This window comes from Xanthomonas populi, from assembly GCF_002940065.1.
Lineage (GTDB): Bacteria > Pseudomonadota > Gammaproteobacteria > Xanthomonadales > Xanthomonadaceae > Xanthomonas > Xanthomonas populi.
This window is the reverse complement of the sequence record NZ_MDEJ01000006.1, coordinates 1-24,292: the sequence shown is the minus strand read 5'-3', so window position 1 is coordinate 24,292 and position 24,292 is coordinate 1. Positions and strand designations below refer to the sequence as shown.

Annotated in this window: 17 protein-coding genes, 1 other RNA gene, 5 pseudogenes and 1 riboswitch; of the genes and pseudogenes, 11 read left to right on the top strand and 12 right to left on the bottom strand. The window is 63.8% G+C overall.

What is annotated here, in order from left to right:
- Positions 1-3: 3 nt before the first annotated feature.
- The 4 genes from XpopCFBP1817_RS01880 to XpopCFBP1817_RS01865 all read left to right on the top strand — a co-directional run bounded on the left by XpopCFBP1817_RS01880 (position 4) and on the right by XpopCFBP1817_RS01865 (position 2,584).
- On the top strand, positions 4-1,254 hold the full coding sequence (locus XpopCFBP1817_RS01880; protein ID WP_128415765.1) for a chemotaxis protein CheB: 1,251 nt from the start codon (positions 4-6) through the stop codon (positions 1,252-1,254).
- 34 nt (positions 1,255-1,288) lie between these two features.
- A complete protein-coding gene (locus tag XpopCFBP1817_RS01875; RefSeq protein ID WP_128415741.1) occupies positions 1,289-1,765 on the top strand; it encodes a chemotaxis protein CheW in 477 nt (158 codons plus the stop codon).
- 50 nt (positions 1,766-1,815) lie between these two features.
- Positions 1,816-2,388, top strand: coding sequence for a GNAT family N-acetyltransferase (locus XpopCFBP1817_RS01870; RefSeq protein ID WP_128415740.1), 573 nt, complete (start codon positions 1,816-1,818; stop codon positions 2,386-2,388).
- Between the two features lie 119 nt (positions 2,389-2,507).
- Positions 2,508-2,584, top strand: a non-coding RNA gene (locus tag XpopCFBP1817_RS01865) — sX9 sRNA.
- Positions 2,585-2,601: 17 nt separating this feature from the next.
- Here XpopCFBP1817_RS01865 and XpopCFBP1817_RS01860 read toward each other — a convergent pair.
- Positions 2,602-3,351: pseudogene (locus XpopCFBP1817_RS01860) on the bottom strand (IS5 family transposase); the annotation flags it as partial.
- Positions 3,352-3,362: 11 nt separating this feature from the next.
- Positions 3,363-3,677 (bottom strand): annotated as a pseudogene (locus XpopCFBP1817_RS01855) (transposase); the annotation flags it as partial.
- Positions 3,678-3,989: 312 nt separating this feature from the next.
- Here XpopCFBP1817_RS01855 and XpopCFBP1817_RS01850 point away from each other — a divergent pair.
- Positions 3,990-5,054: a glycosylasparaginase gene (locus XpopCFBP1817_RS01850; RefSeq protein ID WP_128415738.1), complete on the top strand. Its 1,065-nt coding sequence runs from the start codon at positions 3,990-3,992 to the stop codon at positions 5,052-5,054.
- Entirely contained in the window at positions 5,051-5,782 is a 732-nt protein-coding gene (locus XpopCFBP1817_RS01845; RefSeq protein WP_128415737.1) for a copper homeostasis protein CutC, read from the top strand. The genes XpopCFBP1817_RS01850 and XpopCFBP1817_RS01845 overlap by 4 nt, the downstream gene beginning before the upstream one ends.
- Before the next feature lie 261 nt (positions 5,783-6,043).
- On the opposite strand, the pseudogene XpopCFBP1817_RS23860 reads toward XpopCFBP1817_RS01845, so the two are convergent.
- The 5 genes and pseudogenes from XpopCFBP1817_RS23860 to XpopCFBP1817_RS01815 form a co-directional block, all read right to left on the bottom strand.
- Positions 6,044-6,475, bottom strand: a pseudogene (locus tag XpopCFBP1817_RS23860) (transposase); the annotation flags it as partial.
- Between the two features lie 461 nt (positions 6,476-6,936).
- Complete coding sequence (locus XpopCFBP1817_RS01830; protein WP_128415735.1) at positions 6,937-8,901, bottom strand: AsmA family protein; 1,965 nt, start codon at positions 8,899-8,901, stop codon at positions 6,937-6,939.
- A 49-nt stretch (positions 8,902-8,950) separates the two neighbouring features.
- Entirely contained in the window at positions 8,951-9,595 is a 645-nt protein-coding gene (trhA, locus tag XpopCFBP1817_RS01825; protein WP_128415734.1) for a PAQR family membrane homeostasis protein TrhA, read from the bottom strand.
- 75 nt (positions 9,596-9,670) lie between these two features.
- Entirely contained in the window at positions 9,671-11,275 is a 1,605-nt protein-coding gene (locus XpopCFBP1817_RS01820; protein ID WP_128415733.1) for a peptide chain release factor 3, read from the bottom strand.
- Positions 11,276-11,411: 136 nt separating this feature from the next.
- Positions 11,412-12,323, bottom strand: a pseudogene (locus tag XpopCFBP1817_RS01815) (M23 family metallopeptidase).
- Positions 12,324-12,452: 129 nt separating this feature from the next.
- Positions 12,453-12,574: riboswitch (SAM riboswitch) on the top strand.
- 70 nt (positions 12,575-12,644) lie between these two features.
- Here XpopCFBP1817_RS01815 and metX point away from each other — a divergent pair.
- Genes metX through XpopCFBP1817_RS01800 form a run of 3 tightly spaced genes read left to right on the top strand, consistent with a single transcriptional unit; the run spans position 12,645 to position 15,975 of the window.
- Positions 12,645-13,676 carry a homoserine O-succinyltransferase MetX gene (gene metX, locus XpopCFBP1817_RS01810; protein ID WP_128415732.1) on the top strand — a complete coding sequence of 344 codons (1,032 nt, stop codon included), beginning with the start codon at positions 12,645-12,647 and terminating at the stop codon, positions 13,674-13,676.
- A complete protein-coding gene (locus tag XpopCFBP1817_RS01805) occupies positions 13,673-14,890 on the top strand; it encodes an O-succinylhomoserine (thiol)-lyase (protein ID WP_128415731.1) in 1,218 nt (405 codons plus the stop codon). Before metX ends, XpopCFBP1817_RS01805 begins: the two co-directional genes overlap by 4 nt.
- On the top strand, positions 14,887-15,975 hold the full coding sequence (locus XpopCFBP1817_RS01800) for a homoserine dehydrogenase family protein (RefSeq protein ID WP_167393785.1): 1,089 nt from the start codon (positions 14,887-14,889) through the stop codon (positions 15,973-15,975). The genes XpopCFBP1817_RS01805 and XpopCFBP1817_RS01800 overlap by 4 nt, the downstream gene beginning before the upstream one ends.
- Positions 15,976-16,175: 200 nt before the next feature.
- Here the strand turns inward: XpopCFBP1817_RS01800 and XpopCFBP1817_RS01795 are convergent, their stop codons facing one another.
- Entirely contained in the window at positions 16,176-17,171 is a 996-nt protein-coding gene (locus tag XpopCFBP1817_RS01795) for an alpha/beta fold hydrolase (protein WP_128415730.1), read from the bottom strand.
- A gap of 198 nt (positions 17,172-17,369) precedes the next feature.
- Positions 17,370-18,745: pseudogene (locus XpopCFBP1817_RS01790) on the bottom strand (L-serine ammonia-lyase).
- 85 nt (positions 18,746-18,830) lie between these two features.
- Here XpopCFBP1817_RS01790 and XpopCFBP1817_RS01785 point away from each other — a divergent pair.
- On the top strand, positions 18,831-19,064 hold the full coding sequence (locus XpopCFBP1817_RS01785; RefSeq protein ID WP_128415729.1) for a glutaredoxin family protein: 234 nt from the start codon (positions 18,831-18,833) through the stop codon (positions 19,062-19,064).
- 179 nt (positions 19,065-19,243) lie between these two features.
- On the opposite strand, the gene XpopCFBP1817_RS01780 is transcribed toward XpopCFBP1817_RS01785, so the two are convergent.
- The 3 genes from XpopCFBP1817_RS01780 to XpopCFBP1817_RS01770 are packed head-to-tail and all read right to left on the bottom strand — an operon-like array spanning position 19,244 to position 21,053.
- Positions 19,244-19,813, bottom strand: a complete 570-nt coding sequence (locus XpopCFBP1817_RS01780; protein ID WP_128415728.1) for a YceI family protein — start codon at positions 19,811-19,813, stop codon at positions 19,244-19,246.
- An 11-nt stretch (positions 19,814-19,824) separates the two neighbouring features.
- On the bottom strand, positions 19,825-20,388 hold the full coding sequence (locus XpopCFBP1817_RS01775; protein WP_128415727.1) for a cytochrome b: 564 nt from the start codon (positions 20,386-20,388) through the stop codon (positions 19,825-19,827).
- Positions 20,385-21,053 (bottom strand): YceI family protein, encoded by a 669-nt coding sequence (locus tag XpopCFBP1817_RS01770; protein WP_128415726.1) that lies wholly within the window; start codon positions 21,051-21,053, stop codon positions 20,385-20,387. The genes XpopCFBP1817_RS01775 and XpopCFBP1817_RS01770 overlap by 4 nt, the downstream gene beginning before the upstream one ends.
- Before the next feature lie 95 nt (positions 21,054-21,148).
- Here XpopCFBP1817_RS01770 and XpopCFBP1817_RS01765 point away from each other — a divergent pair.
- Positions 21,149-24,292 (top strand): sensor histidine kinase (locus XpopCFBP1817_RS01765; protein WP_244171039.1); only part of this gene is annotated, 3,144 nt, incomplete at its 3' end.

The window sequence follows — 24,292 nt, the reverse complement described above, 5'->3', positions numbered from 1 at the left end:
GCAATGGGAACGCCGGTCGCCCTGCTGGGCCGGCCCGGGCCGGCGCGTGAGCGCCTGCGTGAAGCACTCGGTCTGGCCGGCGCGCATGTGGTGCTGGAAGACGAGCCGTCGGCGGTGGACGTGCAGATGCTGCGCGATGCCGAACCGGTAGCAGTGCTGGTCTCGCTGGAGCCCTCGATCGAAGACGCACTCGAAGCGCTGGAGCCGGCCTTCAACATGCCGGGCGTCACGGTGATCTTCGAGGAGGCCGACCTGACCGTGCGCCGCGAAGGCTGGGAAGCGCAGCGTTGGGTGCGCCATCTGGCCGCCAAGCTGCACGGCCATGCCGACGTGTTGCCACCGGGCACCGAGAGCGAGCCGTCGCTGCAGCCCGAGCCGGGCCTGGAATTGGCACCGCGCCAGCATTCGGATCTGCAGCTGGATCAGCATCTGGAAGCGGCCGCTCAGATCTTTGAACGCATTCCCAGCGATGGATTTTTCACGCGTGCAGGCGGCACTGCCGATGCTGCGGCCGTTGACGGCAAACCGGGTCTGTCGCTGGGCGATTCCAGCACCTGGGGCCTGGTCGATGAGGTCGCCGTGCTAGTGCGCCCGCGCGCCGAGCTGGACGTGGCGGCGCTGTCGACCGGTGGTCTGTCGCTGGTGGAGTTGGATCAGACCGGCCAAGCCACCGGTGCGGCGCTGTCGACAGGCGGTCTGTCGCTGGTGAAGTTGGATCAGACCGGCGAAACCACCGGTGCGGTGCTGGTGATGGCCGGCATCGGTGGCCCGGATGCGATCCGGCGCCTGTTGGCCGCGCTGCCGCCGCAGTTTCCGCGCGCCGTGCTGGTGCGCATGACGCTGGATGGTGGCCAGTACGGCAACCTGGTGCGGCAGATGGGGCGCGTGTCTGCGTTGCCGGTCGAACTGGGGGAAGTCGGCCAGGTGATCGTGGCGGGCAAGGTGTATGTGATGCCTGAAGAAGTCGGTGTGCGGCAGCATGCGGGTGCCTTGGCCTTTATCGCGCAGAGCGACCCTGCCGCGCTGGTGGCAGCGCTGCCGCCGGCCGACAGTGCGTTGCTGATGCTCAGCGGTGCCAACGAGGCGCTGGTCGATGCGTCGCTGGCGCTGGCACAGCAGGGCGGTTGGTTGGCGGGTCAGTCCGCCGATGGTTGTTACGACCCGGCCGCGGCTGCGCGTCTGGCACGCCAAGGCATTTTGACCGGCGACCCTACGCAGTTGGCGCAGGCGTTGGCACAGCGCTGGCCGGCATAAGCCGGGCGCTTCCTCTTAGATCGGAACACGTGCGATGAGCTACGCCAACAATGACGAAATCCGCGGCGTCCTGATCCAGGCCGGACAGGAGCGCGTGCTGCTGCCGAATGCCACGGTGGCCGAGGTGATGTCTCGGGTAGCGGTCGAGCCGATGGCCGACATGCCGCGCTGGGTGGTCGGGCGCATCGACTGGTACGGCTGGAAAGTGCCGTTGCTCTCGTTTGCACGCCTCAGCGGCATGGGCGAAGAGCCTGCTGCGGTCAACAACAAGGTGATCGTGCTGAAGGCGCTGGGTGGCAATCCGGCGCTGCCGTACTTCGCTTTGCTCACCGCATCGTTCCCGCAACTGATCTCGGTGCCGCGCGACGGCTTGCTGGCCGACGCATCCGAAGACGCGCTGCCGGACGGCGTGCACATGCGCGTGCTGCTGGGCGAGCAGAGCGCACTGCTGCCGAATCTGGACGCCATTGAGGCACAGGTCGCGCAGGCGCTTGCGGCGGTTGCCGCTTAAGCGCTGCTGGCAGGACGACTGCGCGGCCGGCAGCTGCACGCGCATTCGGCATGAGTCTTCCCGTCTTCGCACCAGTTCATCATGCCGACGCTGTTGTGCTTTGCGATCTGGCGGTTGTCGATCCGGCTGCGATGGCCGAGTACCACGCCCGTAATCGCGCGCATCTGTCTGGTGCGATGCCACTGAGACCGCCCGCGTTCTACACCACCGATGGCTGGCGGCGCCTGAGCATCGCCTATCGCACCGCGCTGCCCGGCCAACGCGAATTGCAATTGGTGTTGCTGCGCGACGCACAGGTGATCGGCACTGTCGGCTTCACCCAGATCCAGCGCGGCGCCTTCCAGGGCTGCCATCTGGGCTATGGGCTGGATGCGGAGCATCAGGGGCGCGGGTTGATCCAGTGGGCGGCCACGCAGGGCATCGCATTTGTGTTCGGCCCGCTTGGCCTGCATCGGGTGATGGCGCAATACGTTCCGGACAATCTGCGCAGTGCGCGTGTGCTGCAGCGGTTGGGATTTGAGATCGAAGGCTACGCGCGGCGTTATCTGCAATTGAACGGCGTGTGGCGCGACCATGTGCTGACCAGCAAGTTGCGCGATGACGATCAGCCTGCTGGCGCGTAGAACCTGTGGTATGCAGGTTGAGTCGCTGCTGGCCGCGGTCGATGTGCTAAGCGGCTTAGAGCAGCTAACAAAACTACTGCGCAGCTGCCAGGCGGGCGCGGCCGGTGCTCGGAATCGGCATGTACCACTCGTACACTCCGGTTCTGAGCGCGCCGTCCGCACCCACCTGACGACTGCTCGCTACGTTTTGTTAGCCGCTCTTAGAATCTGTCGGTAAATTATATGACTCTTCGAAGGTACCTTTCGGAAGGCGATGATCGCGGCAGCCAGATGGTTGAGTGCCAAGACACGACGCGCCAGCTTTTCGTCGCGCACCAGAAGTTTGCGCAAGCGGTTGAACCAGCGGTGGCTGACCTCCACGACCCAGCGCCTAGCCTTCTTTTCGGGGAGAGCGCCGTTTGAGATCGGCCTCCGTGCGGCGATCCACGACGTGCGGGATGTAGCCGTGCCTGTCGATGGCGCGCAGGCAGGGCGTGCCACGATAGCCTGCATCGGCGCACAGATGCTTGCTGCGCCGATAGCATGGTCTCTGAACGCTTGATCACGATGGAATCCAGTACCGACTCCAGCGATTTGCTGTCGTGCACGTTGGCCCCGGTCACGACGATCGACCACGGGACGCCACGCCCGTCCAGCAACAGGCGGCGTTTGCTCCTTTTTTCCGTGAATCGATCGGGTTTGGTCCGACCGCTTCCTTGGCCATTGGTGCCTTCACCATGGCAGCGTCCACGCGCTACCGGCGCCAGGCAATGCAAGCCATATCTGCTCGTCCTCGGCCAAGCCGGCCTTCCACAGCGCCTCGAAAAACCCCGATGACTGCCATTCAAGAAAGCGTTTGTGGATGGCGCTGGCACTGCCAACGCGCTGCTTGGGTAGCGCTTTCCACTGGATGCCGGTCCGCAACACAGACACACTCGCTGCGAATACCTGTCGCACCGGCAGCGGCGGACGACTGGCTGCTGGGTGGGGCGGTATCAGTTGCTCCGTACCCTCACCCAACCCCTCTCCCCCCGGGAGAGCAACTGTCTTGAGCAACCGGCGGCGCCAGCCGCCAGTTGGTCTGGCATCTCGGCGTTGAGGATGACCAGCAATTTGCGCATCGCCGCTACGAGGGCGACCTTGCCGGCCTGGCCTTGTGTGCGTAGCCGTTGGTAAAAGTGGCGCAGTGCCGGGGTGAAGCGCACCGCCATCAGCGCCGCCATGTACAGTACCTGCCGCATGCAGGCTCTGCCGCCCCAGATGCTGCGTGCACCTCGCACCCCGCCGCTGTCGCGCGCCAGCGGCGCCACCCGACCAACTTGGCGATCGTGACGAGCGCCTACTCCAGCAACTGTTCGGGTGTTTGCCAGGAGATTCCGGCGTGGCGACCTCGCTCTCCCGCGGTCGTTTAAACCTGTGGGTTATCGGTCGACCACGCCGGCTCTCGACGCCTGATCTGGCAGATCGGCAAGAGATAAGGAGCTTTACAGCCTTGACCGCGCGTTGTGCGCGGATCCGCATATGACAGCGCCGCAATACGGTTTATCCGAACGCAGTGCTGCCGCATGATGGAAGGCTGTCGCCGTGCAGTGCGGCTGCCTGTCTCTTCATGGAGTTCCCGGATGATCCAACGTCGTCACTTCCTCAAGAGCGCCACGCTTGCTGCGATCGCTTCCGGCCTGGCTGGGTGGGGCGCACGTGCGCAGGCGGCGACCGGTGCTGGCACCGGCGGTCGCGTTGCGGTGTTGCCGAGTGGCGCGGCGCGGGTGATTTCCACTTGGGATTTCGGCATTGCCGCCAACCAGGAGGCCTGGAAGATCCTTAGTACCGGCGGTATCGCGCTGGATGCGGTGGAAGCTGGCGTGCGTGTGCCCGAAGCAGACCCGAGTAATCCCCCCGTCGGGCTGGGCGGCTATCCGGACCGAGATGGGCGGGTGACGCTGGACGCTTGCATCATGGATCACCTGGGCAATTGCGGCTCGGTGGCGTCGCTGGAAGATGTGGTGCATGCCATCTCGGTGGCGCGCGCGGTGATGGAGAAAACCCCGCACGTGATGTTGGTCGGCGATGGTGCGCGTCAGTTCGCGTTGGAGCAGGGCTTTGCCAAGACCAAACTGCTGACGCCCAGCTCGGAAGCAGCGTGGAAGCAGTGGCTGAAGACCTCGAAGTATTCGCCCGAGGCTAACGTCGAAAACCGCGCCTGGCGCGATGCCAAGTTGCCGGGCGGCAAGGACAATCACGACACCATCGGCATGCTCGCGCTGGATGCGCACGGCAACTTGTCCGGCGCGTGCACCACCAGCGGCATGGCGTGGAAGATGCACGGCCGCGTCGGCGACAGCCCGATCATCGGTGCGGGCCTGTATGTGGACAACGAGGTCGGTGGTGCCACCTCGACCGGCGTTGGCGAAGAAGTGATCCGCAATGTCGGCAGTTTTGCGGTGGTGGAAATGATGCGCCAGGGAAAGTCGCCGGCAGAGGCCTGCCGCGAAGTGGTCATGCGGCTGCTACGGCGCAAGCCCGAACTCACCCGCAGCTTGCAGGTAGGGTTTTTGGCGATGAACAAGCGTGGTGAGGTGGGTGCGTTCGCGATCCAGAAGGGTTTTAGTTACGCGGTGTGCGATGCGCAGCGACAGGACCTGCTGCTGCCCGGCGAAAGCCATTACACCAGCGAGCCTGCGGCATGAGCGCGTTAGGACTGGAAGTCGCTGCCGATTCGGTGGGTTCGGCATTGGCCGCGCAAGAAGGCGGTGCAATGCGTGTCGAGCTCTGCGGTGGCCTGGATGGCGGCGGGCTGACCCCATCGTTCGGCACGCTGGCGGTGGTGCGTGAGCGATTGCAGATTCCGCTGTATGTGTTGATCCGTCCGCGCGTTGGCGATTTCGTGTTCGATGCGTCCGAGGTCGAGGTGATGCGGCGCGATGTAGAGCAATGCGTGCGACTGGGCTGCGATGGTGTGGTGTTGGGCGCGCTGGATCCGGATGGGCAGGTCGATATGGCCACGATGGGTGTGTTGATTGAGGCAGCAGGTTTGCTCGGTGTGACCTTCCATCGTGCGATCGATGTCAGTGCCGATCCGTCGTGCACGCTGGAAGATGCGATCACGCTGGGTTGCGAGCGGGTGCTGACTTCGGGTGCGCGTGCGAGCGCGCTGGAAGGTGTGGACACCATTGCGGCATTGGTGCGTCAAGCGGGCGAGCGCATCAGCGTGATGCCGGGCGCCGGTGTGTCCGAAACCAATGTGCTTGCGTTGCGTGCCAATACCGGTGCGCGCGAATTTCACGCCTCATCGCGCGGCTCGGTTGAAGCGCAAGTGCATGCGCCGCATGCGTACATCACCGACCTGGGCGGCGATTACCAGCGTACCGATGTGGCGCGTGTGCGGCGGATTGTTGGTTTGCTGCAGGGGACGTGAGGTGAAGCAGCGGCTCAGCTGTAGAGCGGCTGATCTGCGGCTTGGCTGCAGGGCCATTGTCGGCCCACCATCGCGGGACACGCCGCACGTACGTCCCTGTAGCAACTGTGTTGTTGGAGGGGGCTCTGGCCGTTCCGGAAGCGGTGCACGGCAGTGCCGGCCGCTGGTCGGCAGCCATCGGACCGGTCTTGTGACTGGGGGAATCACCTCGTAGCGGCTTGATCCTCTCTGGCTCGGGCGTTGAGGATGACGATCATCTTTGTTGGCCTGCAGCGCTCGGCGCAAAGTCGTGTCCTTCACCTGTTCCAACTGGTTTTCTGCGCTGGTTGCCAGCTCTACGAGCTGCTGTCGCGCACGCACGCAGCCGTCGCCGCCGCCAAGGTTCCATCGGTTGAGAGGGACCTAGCTCCAGCGTGGCAGCCATGCAGGCGAAATTGACCGCATCCAGACGATCTGTGTGTGCCGGCAGGCCGATGGCAGCGGCGAACGCATGGCAGCGGCGCGCATTGGGCATCCAGCACTGCCTGTTCGTATCCGCCAGAGGCCTCCAGGACAACCTGACCAGCCTCACGTTGTGCCAGCCAGGAAACAGCTTGCTGTGGCCCGCGGGTGAGTTGTGAAACTGCGCGAAGGGCCGCGGTGGACGGCCACATCCAACATCGCCTTGCACACATCAATCCCGATGCCGTTCATGCGCGAACTCCGTTAGGCTTGAAGGCTCCGCTCCCCTGCTGCCCAGCCTTACGTCTACGCGCGGCAACTCTCGCAACTGTTCGGGCCAAATATGGCAGAAACCGACTTGGACACCCGGCTACACGACGACGGTAACGATCCAGGCTCTCACGGTGGCCGGCGTCGGCTCTCGACACCCACCCCCGACAGAATCCGAACAGAGAAGGCGCTTTGCCGGCATCCATGCCGCAGAAGGTCCCGCGACGGTGGGCGGGCAAGGACCAGTCGATGGGGTCGGTGTGCATGGTTGCGAGCAGTGGATGCGGCGCGGCCGTCCGATGAGGTGCGGTCTGATCAATGAGCTCCTTTCGATCCGAGCAATGTCGCTGCCATTCGCCAACATGCGCATGTGGCCAACACGTTGCCACCATCGATACAGCGTTCGAGAGGGTTTTGCAGTCGCTCTAAGTCGCGCAGTGAGGTTACTGCGCGAACTTGCCGCCGCAGTCGCTGTCCTTGCCGGGGCCCGGTTCGAAGGTCGCCAGCAAGGCGGCGGGCGGGGCGATCATGCCCAGACCGACGGCAAGCGCGCCGCGCAGACCCAGTGCTTTGAAGTCTGGGCGGAAGCTGGGATCTTTGAAGGTGCCGCCGATTCGCAGCGGCGAGCGCAGGCTCAGAATGCTGCGGTCTTTCGGGCGCGGGCTTAGCAGCAGATCCAGCGTTTCGTCTTTGAGGCTGATGCTGCCTTCGCCAATGATGATGGTGTCGGTGCTGTCGAAGGCCAGCGCGCGCGATTGCATCAGACCGTCTTTCACGCCGAAGTCACCGAAGATGCAACGCACTGGAATCTGACGATCCTTGGTAAACAGATATTTGAGCGACTCGGCGATATCCAGGCCGGCCAGTTCCATGATCAGATTGCCGACATGGCCACGGCCCATGCCGACGCCGATCGTGCCGTCGGCGGTGCCGAGCATCGCGGCGATCGAGTTGCCGCGACCACGCAGATCGAACTCACCACCGATGGCACCCGAGGCTTGTTGTGCGAGCGCGGTATCGGGCAATAGCTGATCCAGTCGAATGCCGCGAAGACCTGCCTTGAGTTGCGTGGTGATCACCTCGTTGCGCGCGTCCATGCGGATGGTGGAGCGGATATCGCCGCCGGCAACGCCGAAGTTGAGCGGGTCCAGTTGCAACAGGCCGTCCTTCAAGGTCAGCGAAGCGTCCATGTCGTCCAATGGCCATGACGGCGCATTGATGCGCTGCGCCCGCCAACGTACCTGCGCATCCATCGCACGCAGTTTGGACGGATCGTAGGGAGTGATCGGCAGCACGCGCGCGCCGGCAGCGAGTTGTGCCGCCTGTTTTTTCTGCTCCGCGTTTGCGGACTCGTTCGCGCCGGTCTTCGGTGGCGCGCCGATGAAACCTGCCAGATCGTCGAAATCCAGGCGTTTCGACGCCAGATCCGCACGCAGGAACGGACGCTTGTTGCGTAGGTCCACGTCGGCAGTGCCGGCCAGATCGCTGTCGCCAGCGGTGCCGGTGAACTTTTCGTAGCGCCAGATCTTGCCGTTACGGCGCAGATGACCATCGAGTTTGTATGGCGGCGTCGACGGCATGGCAACGCCGATCAACGGATACAGATCCTGCATGTCCTGGCCACTGAGCGCCATCTGCAGATCGAAGACCTGGAACTGGAAGGGATTGGTCAGCGTGCCGCGCACGTGGGTGCGGGTGGCGCCTGCGCTGCCGCGTAGATCGATGCGGAACGGGTGCTCGCTCTGGCTCAGCTCCAGTGGCGATGCGGTGTCGCCCTTGAGTATGAAGGGGTAGCCCTTCCAACGGCCTTTGCCGTCGATGCCGATCGGCGCTGCGCGCTGGTCGTTGCGTGGCGGCGCGAGGCTGTTGATCGCCACATCCACATCCGAGCGGTTTGCTGCATCGATGTATTGCAAGCGTCCATTATCGATCAGCAGGCGCCCAAGCCGCGGCATCGTGCCGTCGCCATCGCCCTGATCGAACACCCAGTTGCCAGGGTGCGTCTCGTCGCCCGCTTCCAGCAGTACGGTCGGATGATCCAGACGAATTTCCGGCAAGCGCACATTGCCGCGCAGCAATGGCCACAACGCGACGTCGATCTCGGCCCAATTCAATTCGGCCATCGGGCCGCGCTTTGACCACTGCGCGTTGGCCAGACTGACCCGGTTGCCACGCACGGTGGTCGTGCGGCCCAACGTCACATCCAGATAGCCGAGATGAAATTCGCGACCGGTCTTGGCGCTGACCGCGCGCTCGACCGGGCCGCGTAGCCAGTTCCACTCGAACACCATCACGAAGATCAGCACAATGACCGCGACGATGCCGAGCCCGATCAACCAGCGTCGACGAGGTGATGTGGGAGAAAATGAGCCAGCAGCAGTATTGGTCGCAGTGTCCACGCGGGCCATGGTTGGCGATGCCTCGTGCACGGCGCGCGAACGCGCCGTCAATCGCAGATCATACAACTTGCGCGATCACCGCAACGAAGTGGCAAGCGCTGCCGGCAAGCACGAACAGATGCCAGATCGCATGGAAATAGCGTTGGGTGTCGCGCTGGTAGAAATACGTACCCAAGGTGTAGGAGAGTCCGCCAGCCAATAGCCAGCACAGCGACCAGGTATCGACCGAACGTAACAATGGCTGGATTGCCACCAGGATCAGCCAGCCCATCGCCAGATACAGCACCGTCGACAACAGGCGGAAAAGACCGGTGAAAAACAGTTTGAAGATCACCCCGGCGGCGGCAATCGTCCAGATGGCGGCGAACAATCCCCAGCCCCAGGAGCCACGCAGATTGATCAACGTAAACGGCGTGTAGGTGCCTGCGATCAGTAGATAGATCGCGCAATGATCCAGTATTTGCAACCGTGCCTTTGCACCCGGATGCGGGATGGCATGGAACAGCGTGGAGGCGACGTAGAGCAATACCAGCGTGGCGCTGAAGACGATGGAGGTGGCCAGCTGCCAGCCGTCGCCATAGATGGTAGCCAGCGTGATCAGCACCGAGCCACCGGCCAATGCGGCAATTGCACCCAGGCCGTGGGTCACGGCACTGGCTATCTCGTCGCGCAGGTCGGTCGAGGGGGAGGCGTCTGCGTTCATGCCAAAAAGGTACCGCAACTGCGAGCAATCCGCATCGCCGGCAGGTGCATTTTCATGCGTCGTTGCAAGCCGCGCTCAATCGATCGCCCTGGCATATGCATGCTCACGCGTTGCCGAGAAGCGCACGTCCGGCGCGCGTTCCTGTGCCAGCTGCAGATTCACCCGGGTCGGTGCGAGATAGACCAGCTGACCGGCCGCATCGATGCCGAGATTGCCGGCATTTTTCTCGCGGAACTCTTCCAGCTTCTTCGGGTTGTCGCACTGCACCCAGCGCGCGGTGGTGACGCCCACCGGCTCGAAGATCGCATCCACACCGTATTCGTCCTTGAGCCGGTAGGCCACTAGGTCGAACTGCAGCACACCGACCGCGCCCAGGATCAGATCGTTGCTCATCAGCGGGCGGAAGAATTGCGTGGCGCCTTCTTCGGACAGCTGCGCCAGGCCCTTTTGCAGCTGCTTGAGTTTGAGCGGGTCGCGCAAGCGCGCACGGCGGAACAGCTCCGGCGCGAAGTTGGGAATGCCGGTGAACGACAGCGGTTCGCCTTCGGTAAACGTGTCGCCGATGGAAATGGTGCCGTGGTTGTGGATACCGATCACATCGCCCGGCCAGGCTTCGGCCGCGATCTCGCGATCGGAGGCCATGAAGGTCAGCGCGTTGGCCAGCTTCACGTCCTTGCCGCTGCGTACGTGCAGGGTCTTCATGCCGGCGGTGAACCTGCCGGAGCACACGCGCATGAAGGCGACGCGGTCGCGATGCTGCGGGTCCATATTGGCCTGGATCTTGAAGACGAAGCCGCTGAGCTTGGACTCAGCCGCCTCGACGCGACGGCCGGTGGTGTCGCGCGCCTGCGGGGGCGGTGCGTGTTCGATGAAGAAATCCAGCAGCGGTTGTACGCCGAAGTTGTTGACGCCCGAACCAAAGAACACCGGGGTCTGCTGACCGGCGCGATAGGACGCAAGATCGAACGGATTGCTGGCGCCTTGCACCAGTTCGAGCTCGTCGCGCAGCTCGGCCAGTATTTGCGCGCCGATCTTCTCGGCCAGGCCGGGCGCATCCACCGACGGGAAGATGGTGGAATCCTGGCGGGTGAAGTTGCGGCCCTGTTCGTACAGGTGCACCTCGCCGGTGATCAGATGCACCACGCCTTTCAAGCGCTGTCCCATGCCGATCGGCCAGGTCACCGGCGCGCACTGAATGCCCAGTACGGTTTCGACTTCATCGAGCAGATCGATCGGGTTCTTGCCCTCGCGATCGAGCTTGTTGATGAAGGTCATGATGGGCGTGTCGCGCAGCCGGCAGACTTCCATCAGCTTGATGGTGCGTTCTTCCACGCCCTTGGCCACGTCGATCACCATCAGCGCCGAGTCCACCGCGGTCAGCACCCGATAGGTGTCCTCGCCGAAGTCGGCGTGGCCGGGGGTGTCTAGCAGATTGATCACCTTGCCCTCGTACGGGAACTGCATCACCGACGAAGTGACCGAGATGCCGCGCTCTTTTTCCAGCGCCATCCAGTCCGAGGTGGCGTGACGTGCGGCTTTACGGCCTTTGACCGAGCCGGCCATCTGGATCGCGCCGCCGAACAGCAACAGCTTTTCGGTCAGCGTGGTCTTGCCGGCATCGGGGTGGGAAATGATGGCGAAGGTGCGGCGGCGCGCGGCTTCGTTGGAGATGTCGGACATGGGCTGAGCGCGCCCGGTCGGACGCCTGCGAAAACTGAGGAAGCCGGTGATTATAGCGGCTTCGGTGCGGCGGGCTTGTGCGGCCCTGGCCTGGGGCTGCGTGCCAGCAAGCCGATGGTCCTTCGGCGCCCGCAACTCACGGCGCTGGCGAGGGAAATTGCAGCTCGCCCTGCGGGCCGATCATCCGGAACGGCAGCGAGATCAGGCGCCTGTCCGCATTGCGCTGGACTGCGAAATGCAGGTGCGGGGCGGAGCTGAAGCCGGTATTGCCAGAGGCGCCCAGGCGCTCGCCGGTGCGTACTATCTGGCCGGCACGCACCGCTACCCCATCGGGCGCCAGGTGGGCGTAGATGGCCATGCTGCCGTCGGCGTGCAGCACTCGCACCAGGTTGCCGCCGCCGGTTGCCAGGTCATGCAGGCCGTCCTCAATGACATCGCGCTGCACCTGCATGACCATGCCCTCGCGCGCCGCCAGCACCGGCGTGCCCTGTGGCAAGGCGAAGTCCACCGCGTACCAGTTGGGCGCATCGGTGTGGCTGAAATTCCCGCCGAAGCCTTGTTCTACCTGCACCGGCGCATCGTTGAACGGGAGTTGGTAGCGCACTGGCTGCGGGCGTGCCTGTGGATCGCCGGGTACCACGTCGAGCTTGAGTCAAAGCCCGGCCAAGCTGCGCTGGTTGCTGGCCGGGTAGAGCCGCGCGAGCAGGCGGCGCTCGTGCGCGGCCAGTTGTACTGTCAACGGCAACTGCGGCACGGCGCGGTAATCCTCGCTGGGCGGTGCGCTCAGGTGGACCTGCGCAGGTCCGGCCAGCGTGTTGTTTACCCAGGCCAGATAGGCCGGTGCCTGCCATTCCAGTTGCAGCGATAGGCCAGGGCCGGCCGCTGCGAGCGCTGTCTGCGCAGTTGCTGTTCCTGGCGAGGTCGCGGCACCGGCGCCGGGCCAATGCCAGCGTTGCAGCGCGTTGGCCGGTGCCGCACAGGCCAGAAGCGCAACGACAAGCGGCCATGCGACGGCCGGCAGGGCTTGGCGAGACACGTGATGGCGCACGCGATCGGCTCGAACGTGAGGGTGCGCAAGTATGCGGCTCATCACAGGCTGTAGTGGTATCGGATGAAAATTTATCTTTCCATCCGCATGAAGAGATTGACATCGCAAAAAAGCGCTGGCATCTTAGCGCTACCATCGAGACCGGCGGAGGGACAGGCCCTTTGATGCCGGGGCAGCCAGCGGAGCGCGCAAGCGCCCGCGTTTGGTGCCAAATCCTGCGGGGACCTGTCGCGTCTGCCGAAAGATGGTTCGATTTGCGCCTTGTGCACGTCGAACGCGAGCTCCGCGAAGCTCGATGGCCGATCCACCCCGGATATCGCCATGAGCCTCGTGAATACAGCATCGCCGTCACCTACCGATTACGCCTATACATCCGCCGTCTCCGATGACGGTTCGATTGCCGTGCGCGGCGATCTTGTCATTGCCTTGCCAATGCGCCATGCCGGCATGCGCGAGCTGCGGCTGCGCTATGAACTGGTCGGCGCCGCCAATGCGCCTGTGGTGTTCGTGGCCGGCGGGATCTCCGCGCATCGCCATCTGGCCGCCAGCGCGCTGTTTCCCGAAAAGGGCTGGGTAGATGGCCTGGTCGGAACGGGCCGCGCACTGGATCCTGCAACGCGCCGTCTGTTGGCGTTCGATTTTCTTGGCGCCGACGGCACGCTGGACGCGCCGATCGATACCGCCGATCAGGCCGATGCGATCGCCGCGCTGCTGGATGCGCTAGGCATCGCGCGCCTGCACGGCTTTGTGGGCTATTCGTACGGCGCCCTGGTCGGCCTGCAATTGGCCACCCGCCATGCCGCTCGCGTCGGTACCTTGGTGGCAGTGAGCGGTGCGCATCGCGCGCATCCATATGCCGCCGCCTGGCGCGCACTGCAGCGCCGCGCGGTGGCGCTGGGCCAACTGCAATGCGCAGAAAATCACGGGCTGGCGTTGGCACGGCAGTTCGCCATGCTCAGCTATCGCACACCGGAAGAATTCAGCGAGCGCTTCGACGCGCCGCCGGAAGTGATCAATGGCCGCGTGCGTGTGGCGGCCGAAGACTATCTGGACGCCGCCGGTGCGCAGTACGTGGCGCGCACGCCGGTAAACGCCTACTTGCGGCTGTCCGAATCCATCGACCTGCATCGCATCGACCCTGCGCAAGTGCGCGTGCCCACCGTCGTGGTTGCGGTGGAGGGCGACCGCCTGGTGCCGCTGGCCGATCTGGTCACGCTGGTCGAAGGCTTAGGCCCGCGCGGCAGTCTACGTGTGCTGCGCTCGCCGTATGGCCACGACGCCTTTCTGAAAGAAATCGATCGCATCGACGCGATTCTCACCACTGCCCTTCGCATCACCGGAGAAACCGCATGAGCTTTCGTGACCCTGCCCACGCCCCTTGTACCGCTGCCACCGCCGCCGTCCGCGCCGGCATTGATCGCGACACTGCCTATGGCGCGGTAACGCCGCCGATCGTGCTGTCGTCGAACTTCTCCTTCGATGGTTTCGGCAACAAGCGGCAATACGATTACACCCGCAGCGGCAATCCCACCCGCGATCTGCTCGGCGAAGCGCTTGCTGAGCTGGAAAGCGGCGCTGGCGGGGTGATCACCTCCACCGGCATGGGTGCGATCAATCTGGTGCTCAACGCGTTGCTGCAGCCCGGCGACACGCTGGTAGTGCCGCACGATGCCTACGGTGGCAGCTGGCGCCTGTTCAATGCGTTGGCCAAGAAGGGCCACTTCGCGCTGATCACCGCCGACCTCACCGACCCGCGTTCGCTGGCCGATGCGTTGGCGCACGCGCCCAAGCTGGTGCTGATCGAAACACCATCCAATCCATTGCTGCGCATCACCGATCTGCGCTTCGTCATCGAGGCGGCTAAGAAGGTTGGTGCATTGACGGTGGTGGACAACACCTTCCTGTCGCCGGCACTGCAGAAGCCGCTGGAATTCGGTGCGGATCTGGTGCTGCATTCCACTACCAAGTACATCAACGGCCACAGCGACGTGGTGGGCGGCGCGGTCGTTGCGCGTGACGCCGAGCTGCATCAGCAGCTGGTGTGGTGGGCCAATGCCTTGGGCCTGACCGGTTCGCCGTTCGATGCGTTCCTCACGCTGCGCGGTCTGCGCACGCTGGATGCGCGCCTGCGCGTGCATCAGGAAAACGCCGATCTAATCGCCGAATTGCTGGACGGGCATGCGGCCGTCAATCAGGTGTATTTCCCGGGTTTGGCATCGCATCCGGGGCATGCATTGGCGGCGCGTCAGCAGAAGGGCTTCGGGGCGATGATGAGCTTCGAGCTGGAAGGTGGCGAAGCCGCAGTGCGCGCGTTTGTCGATGGCTTGCGTTACTTCACCCTGGCCGAGTCGTTGGGCGGTGTGGAAAGCCTGATCGCGCATCCGGCTTCGATGACGCATGCTGCGATGACGGCCGAAGCCCGCGCTGCGGCCGGCATTTCCGATGGTTTGCTGCGCTTGTCGATCGGTATCGAGTCTGCAGACGACCTGCTGATCGATCTGCGCGCTGGTCTGGCGCGTGCCGAAGCGACGCTGAGTACCGCAAGCCGCAAACAGGTCGACGCGTGAGCAGTGTGCTGCCTGTTTCGCGTCGCGCTTCGGTGGCAGCGGTGACAGCGAAGCCACGCCTGGGCTTGTTGGGCACCGGCACCGTGGGGCGCGCCTTCGTGACGCGCTACAGCGCGTTGCAGAAACGTCAATTGCGCTTGCCGCGCTTCGACTGGCTGGCCAATTCGCGCATTGCCCATGACTGCGGTACCAGTGCGGAACAGGCGTTGCAGCAGGCCAACGCCGCGCCGCGCGGCCAGGCCGTGTTGCAGCCGTGGGCGGAGACCACTGCGCTGCGTGCCGGCGATGTGCTGGTGGACGCCACTGCCAGCGACGTGGTGGCCGATTGGCATGTCGAATGGTTGTTGCGTGGTGTGCACGTGGTCACTGCCAACAAGTTGGGCCAGGGCACCGCGTTGTCGCGTGCGCAGGCGCTGCACGCGGCGCGTCACGCCAGCGGTGCGTACTATGGCGATAGCGCGACGGTGGGGGCAGGGTTACCGGTATTGAGCAGCGTGCGTGCGCTGGTGGCGGGCGGCGACCATATCCATTCGATAGAAGGCGTGTTGTCCGGATCGCTGGCATGGCTGTTTCATCGCTACGACGGCAGCGGCGCGTTTTCCGAGTGCGTGCGCGAAGCGATGGCGGCCGGTTACACTGAGCCTGATCCACGCATCGATCTATCAGGCGAGGATGTACGGCGCAAATTGCTGATTCTGGCACGCGTGGCGGGGTGGCAGCTCGAGGCCGAGCAGGTGCATGTGGAATCGCTGGTGCCGGCCAGCATGGCGCGATTGCCGCGTGTCGCATTGGATGCGCAGCTGGGCGCGCTCGATGAGGTGGTTGGCGCGCGTTGGCAGCAGGCACGTGCTGCGGGGCGCTGCCTGCGCTTTGTCGGTCGCCTGGATGCGCATGGTGCAAGTGTGGGCTTGCGCGAGTTGGCGCTGGATCATCCGCTGGCCGGTGGCGCGGGCACCGATAACCGCGTCGCGATCAGCAGCGATCGTTATCGCGAGCAGCCGTTGTTGATCCAGGGCCCGGGTGCAGGTGCCGAAGTGACTGCTGCCGCGTTGCTGGATGACGTGTTGCGGATTGTGGCTGGGTGATTGGTTGAAAAAGTGGACAGGTGTGACCGCTTTTTGAACTCGGTTGCCGGTGCGCGTGTCGTCGGACGCGTCGTTGCGTGCACTGATGACCTGCTGCCCGCGCTGCGCGTTGAAGCGCATCCGGCTGCAGCGCGCCTGTTGGCGAGCTGCAGCTTTCACGGACGCGTAGGCCATGCCAATCGTATTGCCGCTGGCACTCCTTACTGCGCAATCGCCTTCAATAACGCCGCATTGAAACGCTTCGTGTCCTGCACCTGTGGCGAATGCCCAAGGTCGGCAAACTCGACGAGTTTCGCATTCGGAATCGCCTCGGCGGCACGCTTGCCAAGCGTGGTGTAGTCACCGACGCGTGCCTTGACCTCCGGCGGCGCGGTGTCCTTGCCGATCGCGGTGCGGTCCTTGAGTCCGATAAACAACGTGGTCGGTACGGCAAGTTTGGGCAGTTCGTAGACCACCGGCTGGTTGAACACCATGTCGTAGGTCAGCGCCTGATTCCAGGCGACGGCCTGCTTGCCGTTGCCCAGCAACATGCCGGCCTGCATGCGCGCCCAGCGTTCGAACTCGGGCTTCCATTGGCCAGCGTAGTAGGCCTCTCTCTGATACTTCTTGATCCGCTCGAAACTGATTTTCAGTTCGTTGTCGTACCAGGCATCGACGCTACGCCACGGAATGCCTTCGGCCTTCCAGTCTTCCAGGCCGATCGGGTCGACCAGCGCCAAATGGTCGGCGGCCTGCGGATACATCAGCGCATAACGGATGGCGAGCATACCGCCCATCGAATGACCGACGACTACCGCACGTTCGATGCCCAAGTTTTTCAGCAATGCCTGCGTGTTGTCGGCCAGCTGCGCAAAGGAAAACTGATAGGCCGCCGGCTTGCTGGATTTGCAAAAGCCCACCTGGTCCGGGGCGATGACGCGGTAACCGGAGTTGCTTAATGCTGCAATGGTCTGCTCCCAGGTGGCGGCGCAGAAGTTCTTGCCATGCAGCAGCACTGCGGTACGCCTGTTGGGTTTGCCGGTTGGCGCGACATCCAGGTACGCCATTTCCAGCGGCTGCTGTTGTGAAGTGAACGCGAAGGTCTTGACCGGGTACAGGTAGTCGAAGCCTTCCAGGCGTGGGCCATAGCTGGCTTCCTGTGCCATCAATGGGCCGCAGGCCATGGCCAGGGCGAGAGTACAAACACGCTGTCGCATCGCGATCTCCGTCGAAATTCAGTCTTCGACGTTACACGGCCGGATGTGGTGGAGACGTACAGCGTGCGAGGCGATTGCGTCAGCGGACGCTGCGGTAGATCGCCTCGGTTCGTGTTGCTGCGGGTGGCATCGCTTGCGAGTGCGGCACGCTGTTACCGCCGCACCGCTGCTGCGCTTAGGCGATGACACAGACCAGGCTCAGCATTCGATCACGTTCACCGCCAGTCCGCCCCGACTGGTTTCCTTGTACTTGTCCTGCATATCGCGGCCGGTGTCGCGCATGGTCTTGATGACCTTGTCCAGCGATACCTTGTGCTTGCCGTCGCCGCGCATGGCCATGCGGCTGGCATTGATCGCCTTCACTGCGCCCATCGCGTTGCGTTCGATGCACGGGATCTGCACCAGGCCACCGATCGGGTCGCAGGTGAGACCAAGATTGTGTTCCATGCCGATTTCCGCCGCGTTTTCGATCTGTCCGGGATTGCCGCGGCGACCAGGCCGCCAGCCGCCATCGAACAGGCCACGCCCACTTCGCCCTGGCAACCGACCTCGGCGCCGGAAATGGAGGCATTTTCCTTGTAGAGAATGCCGATGGCCGCAGCGGTGAGCAGGAAGTCGAAGATGCGCTGCTCGGATGCGCCGGGGCAGAAGCGATCGAAGTAATGCAGCACCGAGGGAATGATGCCTGCCGCACCGTTGGTGGGCGCGGTGACCACGCGGCCACCGGCGGCGTTCTCTTCGTTGACGGCGAGCGCGTACAGGTTGACCCAGTCCAGCGTGGTCAACGGATCGCGCATTGCCGCTTCCGGTTTGGACGACAGTTCGCGATACAACGCCGGTGCACGCCGCGAGACGTTCAGGCCACCGGGGAGCGTGCCTTCCTGGCCGATGCCGCGCTCCACGCAGGACTGCATCGCCGCCCAGAGTTCGCGCAGGCCGGCGCGAATGTCGTCTTCGCTGCGCCAGCTCTTTTCGTTTTCGAACATCAGTGCGGCGATGCTCAAGCCGCTGCGCGCGCATTGCGCGAGCAGTTCGTCGCCACTGAGGAAGGGGTAGGGCAGCGGGGTTTCATCGGCCACGATGCGATCGTCTGCGGCATCTTCCTGGTTGACGACAAAACCGCCGCCGACCGAGTAGTAATCGCGCGTGGCGATCACAGCCTCATTGGCGTCGTAGGCGGTAAAGCGCATGCCGTTGGTGTGGTACGGCAGTTTCTGCCGCTTGTTCATCGGCAGATCGCGTTTTTCGTCGAAGCCGATGGCGTGCTGGCCCATCAAGCTGATGCGCTTGCTGGCGCCGATGCGATCGAGCGTTGCGGGGATGGTGTCCGGGTCGATCAGGTTGGGGCGGTGGCCTTCCAGTCCGAGCAGCAGGGCCTTGTCGGTGCCATGGCCGCGGCCGGTCAACGCCAGCGAGCCGAACACCTCGGCGCGGATGCGTACCACCTCTTGCAAGCGGCCGGCGTCGAGCAGCCAGCGATGCACGAAGCGCTCGGCAGCGCGCATCGGCCCCACGGTGTGGGAGGAACTCGGACCGATGCCGATCTTGAACAGGTCGAACGTGCTGACAGCCATGCTTGCCGAAGAGGTGAGCGTAAAGGCCGCTATTCTAGTCGGTCGGCGATTGCGGCACGGCTGCAGCGCAGCATAGGACCTTCCGATGGCCTTGATCCTCTACCAGCGCGACGATTGCCACTTGTGCGACCAGGCTGTGGAACTTCTGGCGCAGGCGCGCGCGGGCGAGTTCAGCAGCGTCTTTATCGATGGCGATGCGGCGCTTGAGTCCGCTTATGGCGAGCGTGTTCCGGTGCTGCGCGAGGCGGACGGGCGCGAGTTGGAGTGGTCGTTCGACAGTCGGCGTTTGCGAGAGTGGTTGAATGCTGCCGTGCGCTGATGCGGCGCTCGCCGACCTGGTCAGCGTCTGGTGATGGACTGAAGGCAGTTATGAAGCGATTGCACGTCAGATGGGCGAGGCCGGTGCGCGCCTGCGCCGCTCGGACACGTTAAGCAGCAGCCACAGGACGTTGCCAAGCGCGACCGAGCGATCGGTTGATAGCGAACGCGCCGGTGGCGTTACTTCGCAGTGAAAACGACCTTGGTGCTGATCGCGGTTTCGTTGGGAATGGTCTTGGTGTCGGCCCAGTCGCCGCCGCCCACGCCGAAGTCCAGCCGCTTCACCACCGCCTTGCCGGCCAGCACCGGCTGCGCGCCGGGTGTCCAGGTGAAGGTCAGCGTGACCGGCTTGCTGACGCCGCGCAGTTCCAGGGTGCCGTCTGCGGCGTACTGGTTGCCGCCGAGTGCGCGGAATGTGTCGGCGCGGTAGCGCGCAGTGGCGAACTTGGCGACGTTGAAGAAGTCCGGCCCCTGCAGGGTGGAATCGCGGTCGCCGTTGCCGCTGACGGCACCGGCCAGCGGGATGCGCATGTCGAGTTTGGCGCCGGCAAGATTGGCGGGGTCGAAACTCAGCGTTGTGTCGAAACCGGGGAACTTGCCGGTGAAGACTTCGCCGTCGTACTTGCTGGCAAACACCAGCGACGAGCCGGGCGCCTGTACATAGTCGGCGGCCAGCCCTGGTGCGGCAGCGAAGGTGGCCACCAACGAAGCAGCGACCAGCAGGGGAGAGACGAACAACCTGGACGACATGGGGGAGTCCTTTAGGGTTTGGAAGAGAGCCAACCGCGCGGCAACATCCGCACCAAGGTGGCATCACGCTGGAACAGGTGGTGGTAAAGCGCAGCGCCGGCATGCGCCAGCACGACGGCAATCAACAACCAGAAACCCCACTCGTGGATGAAGTGCGCAATCGCGCGCAATTGGTCGTCCGGCGGGCTGAGCTTGGGGACGGCAAACAGGCCAAACCAACGGAACGGGCGCAGGCCGCTGGTGGAGTCGTACAACCAGCCCGACAGCGGCATCGCAAAGATCATCGCGTACAGTAACCAATGGGTTAGCCCGGCGATGCGTTCCTGCCAGCGCGGGGTGCCGGCCACCGGCGGCGGCGCGCCCGCGCAGATGCGCCAGCCCAGCCGTACGATCACCAGTGCCAACACGGTCAGGCCCACCGATTTGTGCGCCGTGTAGACCCAGAAGTATTTCGGCGTCTTGGGCAATTCGCCCATGGTCAGACCGACAATGCCCAGCACCAGGATCAGCAGTGCGATCAGCCAGTGCAGGGTCTGGCTGACACCGCCCCAACGTTCGACATTCTTCAGGGTCATGCTCCCGATTCCGGGCTGGTGGCAGGGTCAGGGGCGGCGGGTACGCTTTGTGGTTGTGGTTGTGGCGCGTCGTCTTCAGCGCGGCCTTCGCGCACGGCTTCGGCTTCGATGCGCAGTTCCACCGCGTCGCCGATCATTGATTTCCACGCGTCGATGCCGAACTCCGCCCGGCTCAGTGTGGCAGTGGCTGAGAACCCGGCGGTGCGTCGAAACAGCGGCAGCGGATGACGTTTGAGCGCATTGAGGGTGACGTCCAGGGTGACCGGGCGGGTGACCCCATGCAGGGTCAGATTACCGCTGACCTTGGCCTGGTTTTCGCCGCTGACCGCCACCCGCGTGGAGACGAAATGCGCGTCGGGAAACCGCTTGGCGTCGAGCAGGTTGCGTGCCAGTGTGGCTTCGTTCCACTTGGCGTCGCCCAGGTCGGCGCGGTGCAGCGGCACGGTGACGTCCAGCCGCGCTGCGGCCCAGTCGTCCGGATCGAAGATCAGCGTGCCGCTACTTCCGGAAACGGTGCCCAATGCCTTCGAAAATCCGGCATGTTCGACTGCGAACAGCACCCGGGTATGCACCGGATCCAGCGCATAACGCGCCGGCGCGGCGGTGGCGGCAAGGCTGGTCGTTACCAGAGCAGAAAGGACCAGCAGGCGGGCGATTGTTGTCATTGGCGGATTCTAGGCATTCCCGCTGCGCTGCGCTGGGCTTGCGCTCGCAACGATCCGTTGCGAGCATGCGGGCTGGACGTGGAAAGGATGCCCACATGCGTGCGCTCATTGTTGTGCTGGTCTTGCTTCTGGGCGTCTTGCCCTGTACGGCAAAGATTCCGGAGATTCCGCGTTTCCGGATCGTGGGCCCCAGCGACGGACTCCCATCGACCATGGTGGTTGCGATCCACCAGGATCGTGCCGGCTATCTGTGGCTTGGCACCCTGGATGGTTTGGTGCGGTACGACGGCGCAGGATTCAGGACCTGGAGACACGATCCGTCCAACCCCGCGTCGTTGCCCTGCAACGCGATCCAGGCGCTGCATATCGACGCGCTGGACAGGATATGGATCGGCTGCGGCAAGACGCTGAGCGTCATGGATGCTGGACGAAGCCACTTTCGGCACTATCGCACTGCCGATTATCCAATGCTGAAGGACGGCGAGATCTACAGCATCGCTGCGTTTGACGGTGGTATCTGGGCCGGAACCACGACCGGCGCGCTGGTTCGCATCGATGCTTCAGGGGCGATGTCGTCACTGGATCTAGGTGCGGTCGATGGCGATCTCGACCAGGCCATGGTCATGAATCTTGCGGCGGACAACCGGCAGCGGCTGTGGATCGCAACCAGTAACGGACTTGCCTATTACGACGGGAAACATCTGCGTCGCGAATATGTCCCGGACGAACCGAACCGGCAGTCGGCCATCTTCGGTCTGCAATGGGCCGGGGACCGCCTGTGGTTGGGCAGCGAGTCGGGATTGCATGTCATGGGGCCAGATGATCGATGGCATCCGTTCGCGTGGGGGACTATGTTCGGTCCCGGCAACGAGTTCTGGGGCGCAGTAGCTGCTCCGGACGGCGAATTCTGGCTGGGGAGCGGACGCGGTCTGTGGCGAACGCGCGGCGAGCGTCCACCAGTGCCTGCTTTCAGCGGCGAGGGTCCATTGTCACGTCGCAATGTCATCGGCCTGCTGGGAGCTGCAGATGGCGGGCTGTGGGTTCCGATGCATGGCACCGGTCTTGGGTATTTGCCGGCGGATTGGAAGCGTAGTGCCGTGCTCAAGCCTGCCTTGCCGAATGGCGACGCCATCTATTGCAACCTGGCACCTGCCACACGGTCTGGCGGCTTGTGGCAAGTCGATGCAGAAGGTCGCTTGTTGCGCGTTGATCCAAGCACAGGCGACAAGTTTCAGACAGGTCTGCAGTCGCCACATCTCAAGGGCATGGAGCTGGTGTCGGCGCTGGAGGATCGCCTGCAACGTGTGTGGCTGGGAAATTTGAGTTTTGGTCTTTCACGGATGGATCTGCGCACCGGCGAGTTCATCCACTGGCCGTCCGATGGCCCCGAACCGGCATCCGCGCTATCGGCGCCGGACTGGATCATCGAGCAGGGCGACACGGTGTGGATGGCATTCATCGACATGGTGCAGCAGCGCGATTTACGTAGCGGCCGTGTCTTGCAGCGCATCACTCAGCAAGACTTGCACGGCCTAAGCGACATCGCTGTACAGCAGCTTGAACAAGGCCCGGACGGGCGTGTCTGGGTTGCGGGCGAGGGCGGCATGTTTGCGTGGGACGACGCCTCTGGCCACTTTGTGCCGGTTGCAGGTTTCGAAGGGACGCCGATCCAGGCGTTTGCCAGCCAATCGCCGGAGACGGTGTGGGTGTACCGTGCCACCGGTGCGGAACAATGGGAAAAAACCGCAACACGCTGGACGCGTGTGCGCCAGGTGGGCGAAGCCGACGGTCTGGCGGGGTTCGACGCCTCAGCAATGCAGATCGACCCGCGTGGCAGGGTCTGGATTTCCAGCTTGCGTGGACTCTGGCGGATCGATCCCTCGGTGACGCCGGCACGGCTGCGCAATATCGGCACGCGCGATGGATTGACCAGTCAGGAGTTCGTTCAGCATTGCCTGCTGATGGCGGGCGACACCTTGATCGGAGCAACTAGCGATGGCTCTACCGTGTTGCTGGATACCGCAATGCCCGATATCGCACCGTTTGTTCCGGCATTGCAGTTGGAACATGTCAGCGTGCTACGCAATGGCGCACGCATCGCATTGCCAATGGATCGCCCGTTTCAGTTGGGTCCCGGGGATCGGCAGTTGCAGGTCGTTAGCCGTCTGCTGTCGTACAGCGATCCGCTTTCCAATCGTTATCGTAGTTTCTTGAAAGGCTTCGATACGGAGTGGCAACCGTCGGGCAACGCCGGGATCCGCGAATTTGCCAGTTTGCCTGCTGGGAACTACGAGCTCGCGCTGCAGGGAGTGGACCCCCTAGGCAATCGCTCGCAGGTGCGCTCGCTGCGATTTACGGTCAATCCGCCGTGGTGGCGCAGCGATGTCGGCATCGCGCTGATCTGCCTGCTGGGATTGCTGCTGAGCGCATTGCTTGCCGCCGCCTACCGCCGCCGTGTGCGCATGCGTGCGCAATGGCAACTTGCGCAACACAAACGCGAACTTGCTGAACAGGCATCGCAGGCCAAGACGCGGTTTCTTGCGACGTTGGGGCACGAGGTGCGTACGCCGATGACCGGTGTGCTGGGGATGAGTGAGTTGCTGTTGCAGACGCCGTTGGATGGACGTCAGCAAGGCTATGCCAGCGCGATCCAGTCGGCGGGCAAACATTTGCTGCGGCTGGTCAACGATGCGTTGGATCTGGCGCGGATCGAGGCCGGCAAGCTGCCATTGGATTACCGCGATTTCGATCTGCGTCAGCTGATCATGCAAGTGGCTGAGCTGGTGCGCCCGAGTGCCGAGCAAAAGCAGTTGGCCTTCGAGTGCGAGCTGGATGATGCGTTGCCGCCGGCACTGCATGGCGATGCCAGCAGGGTGCAGCAGATCCTGCTCAACCTGGTGTTCAACGCGGTCAAGTTCACTGAGCGCGGGGGTGTGAGTTTGCGTGTCTCAGTGCTGCCGCAAGGCCACAAGCAAGGCATCCGGATGCAAGTGCGCGATACCGGCCCAGGCATGAGCGCAGAACAGCGCGGGCGCTTGTTCCAGCGCTTTGAGCAGGCCGAGGGCGCGCTCACGCTTGCAAGGCATGGCGGTAGCGGCCTGGGGTTGGCGATCTGTCGCGAACTGGCGGCGGCAATGGGCGGTGAAGTGACGGTCAGTAGTGGGCACCTCGAACAACCAAGTCGTAGCCGTGGTGACACGCACTGGATGATGACCATACCTTCAAAAAATCAGCGATCT

Excerpts from the sequence above, each read along its gene's own strand:
- XpopCFBP1817_RS01880 (WP_128415765.1), top strand. The coding sequence starts at position 4 with ATGGGAACGCCGGTCGCCCTGCTGGGCCGGCCCGGGCCGGCGCGTGAG.
- XpopCFBP1817_RS01875 (WP_128415741.1), top strand. The coding sequence starts at position 1,289 with ATGAGCTACGCCAACAATGACGAAATCCGCGGCGTCCTGATCCAGGCC.
- XpopCFBP1817_RS01870 (WP_128415740.1), top strand. The coding sequence starts at position 1,816 with ATGAGTCTTCCCGTCTTCGCACCAGTTCATCATGCCGACGCTGTTGTG.
- XpopCFBP1817_RS01850 (WP_128415738.1), top strand. The coding sequence starts at position 3,990 with ATGATCCAACGTCGTCACTTCCTCAAGAGCGCCACGCTTGCTGCGATC.
- XpopCFBP1817_RS01845 (WP_128415737.1), top strand. The coding sequence starts at position 5,051 with ATGAGCGCGTTAGGACTGGAAGTCGCTGCCGATTCGGTGGGTTCGGCA.
- XpopCFBP1817_RS01830 (WP_128415735.1), bottom strand. The coding sequence starts at position 8,901 with ATGGCCCGCGTGGACACTGCGACCAATACTGCTGCTGGCTCATTTTCT.
- trhA (WP_128415734.1), bottom strand. The coding sequence starts at position 9,595 with ATGAACGCAGACGCCTCCCCCTCGACCGACCTGCGCGACGAGATAGCC.
- XpopCFBP1817_RS01820 (WP_128415733.1), bottom strand. The coding sequence starts at position 11,275 with ATGTCCGACATCTCCAACGAAGCCGCGCGCCGCCGCACCTTCGCCATC.
- metX (WP_128415732.1), top strand. The coding sequence starts at position 12,645 with ATGAGCCTCGTGAATACAGCATCGCCGTCACCTACCGATTACGCCTAT.
- XpopCFBP1817_RS01805 (WP_128415731.1), top strand. The coding sequence starts at position 13,673 with ATGAGCTTTCGTGACCCTGCCCACGCCCCTTGTACCGCTGCCACCGCC.
- XpopCFBP1817_RS01795 (WP_128415730.1), bottom strand. The coding sequence starts at position 17,171 with ATGCGACAGCGTGTTTGTACTCTCGCCCTGGCCATGGCCTGCGGCCCA.
- XpopCFBP1817_RS01785 (WP_128415729.1), top strand. The coding sequence starts at position 18,831 with ATGGCCTTGATCCTCTACCAGCGCGACGATTGCCACTTGTGCGACCAG.
- XpopCFBP1817_RS01780 (WP_128415728.1), bottom strand. The coding sequence starts at position 19,813 with ATGTCGTCCAGGTTGTTCGTCTCTCCCCTGCTGGTCGCTGCTTCGTTG.
- XpopCFBP1817_RS01775 (WP_128415727.1), bottom strand. The coding sequence starts at position 20,388 with ATGACCCTGAAGAATGTCGAACGTTGGGGCGGTGTCAGCCAGACCCTG.
- XpopCFBP1817_RS01770 (WP_128415726.1), bottom strand. The coding sequence starts at position 21,053 with ATGACAACAATCGCCCGCCTGCTGGTCCTTTCTGCTCTGGTAACGACC.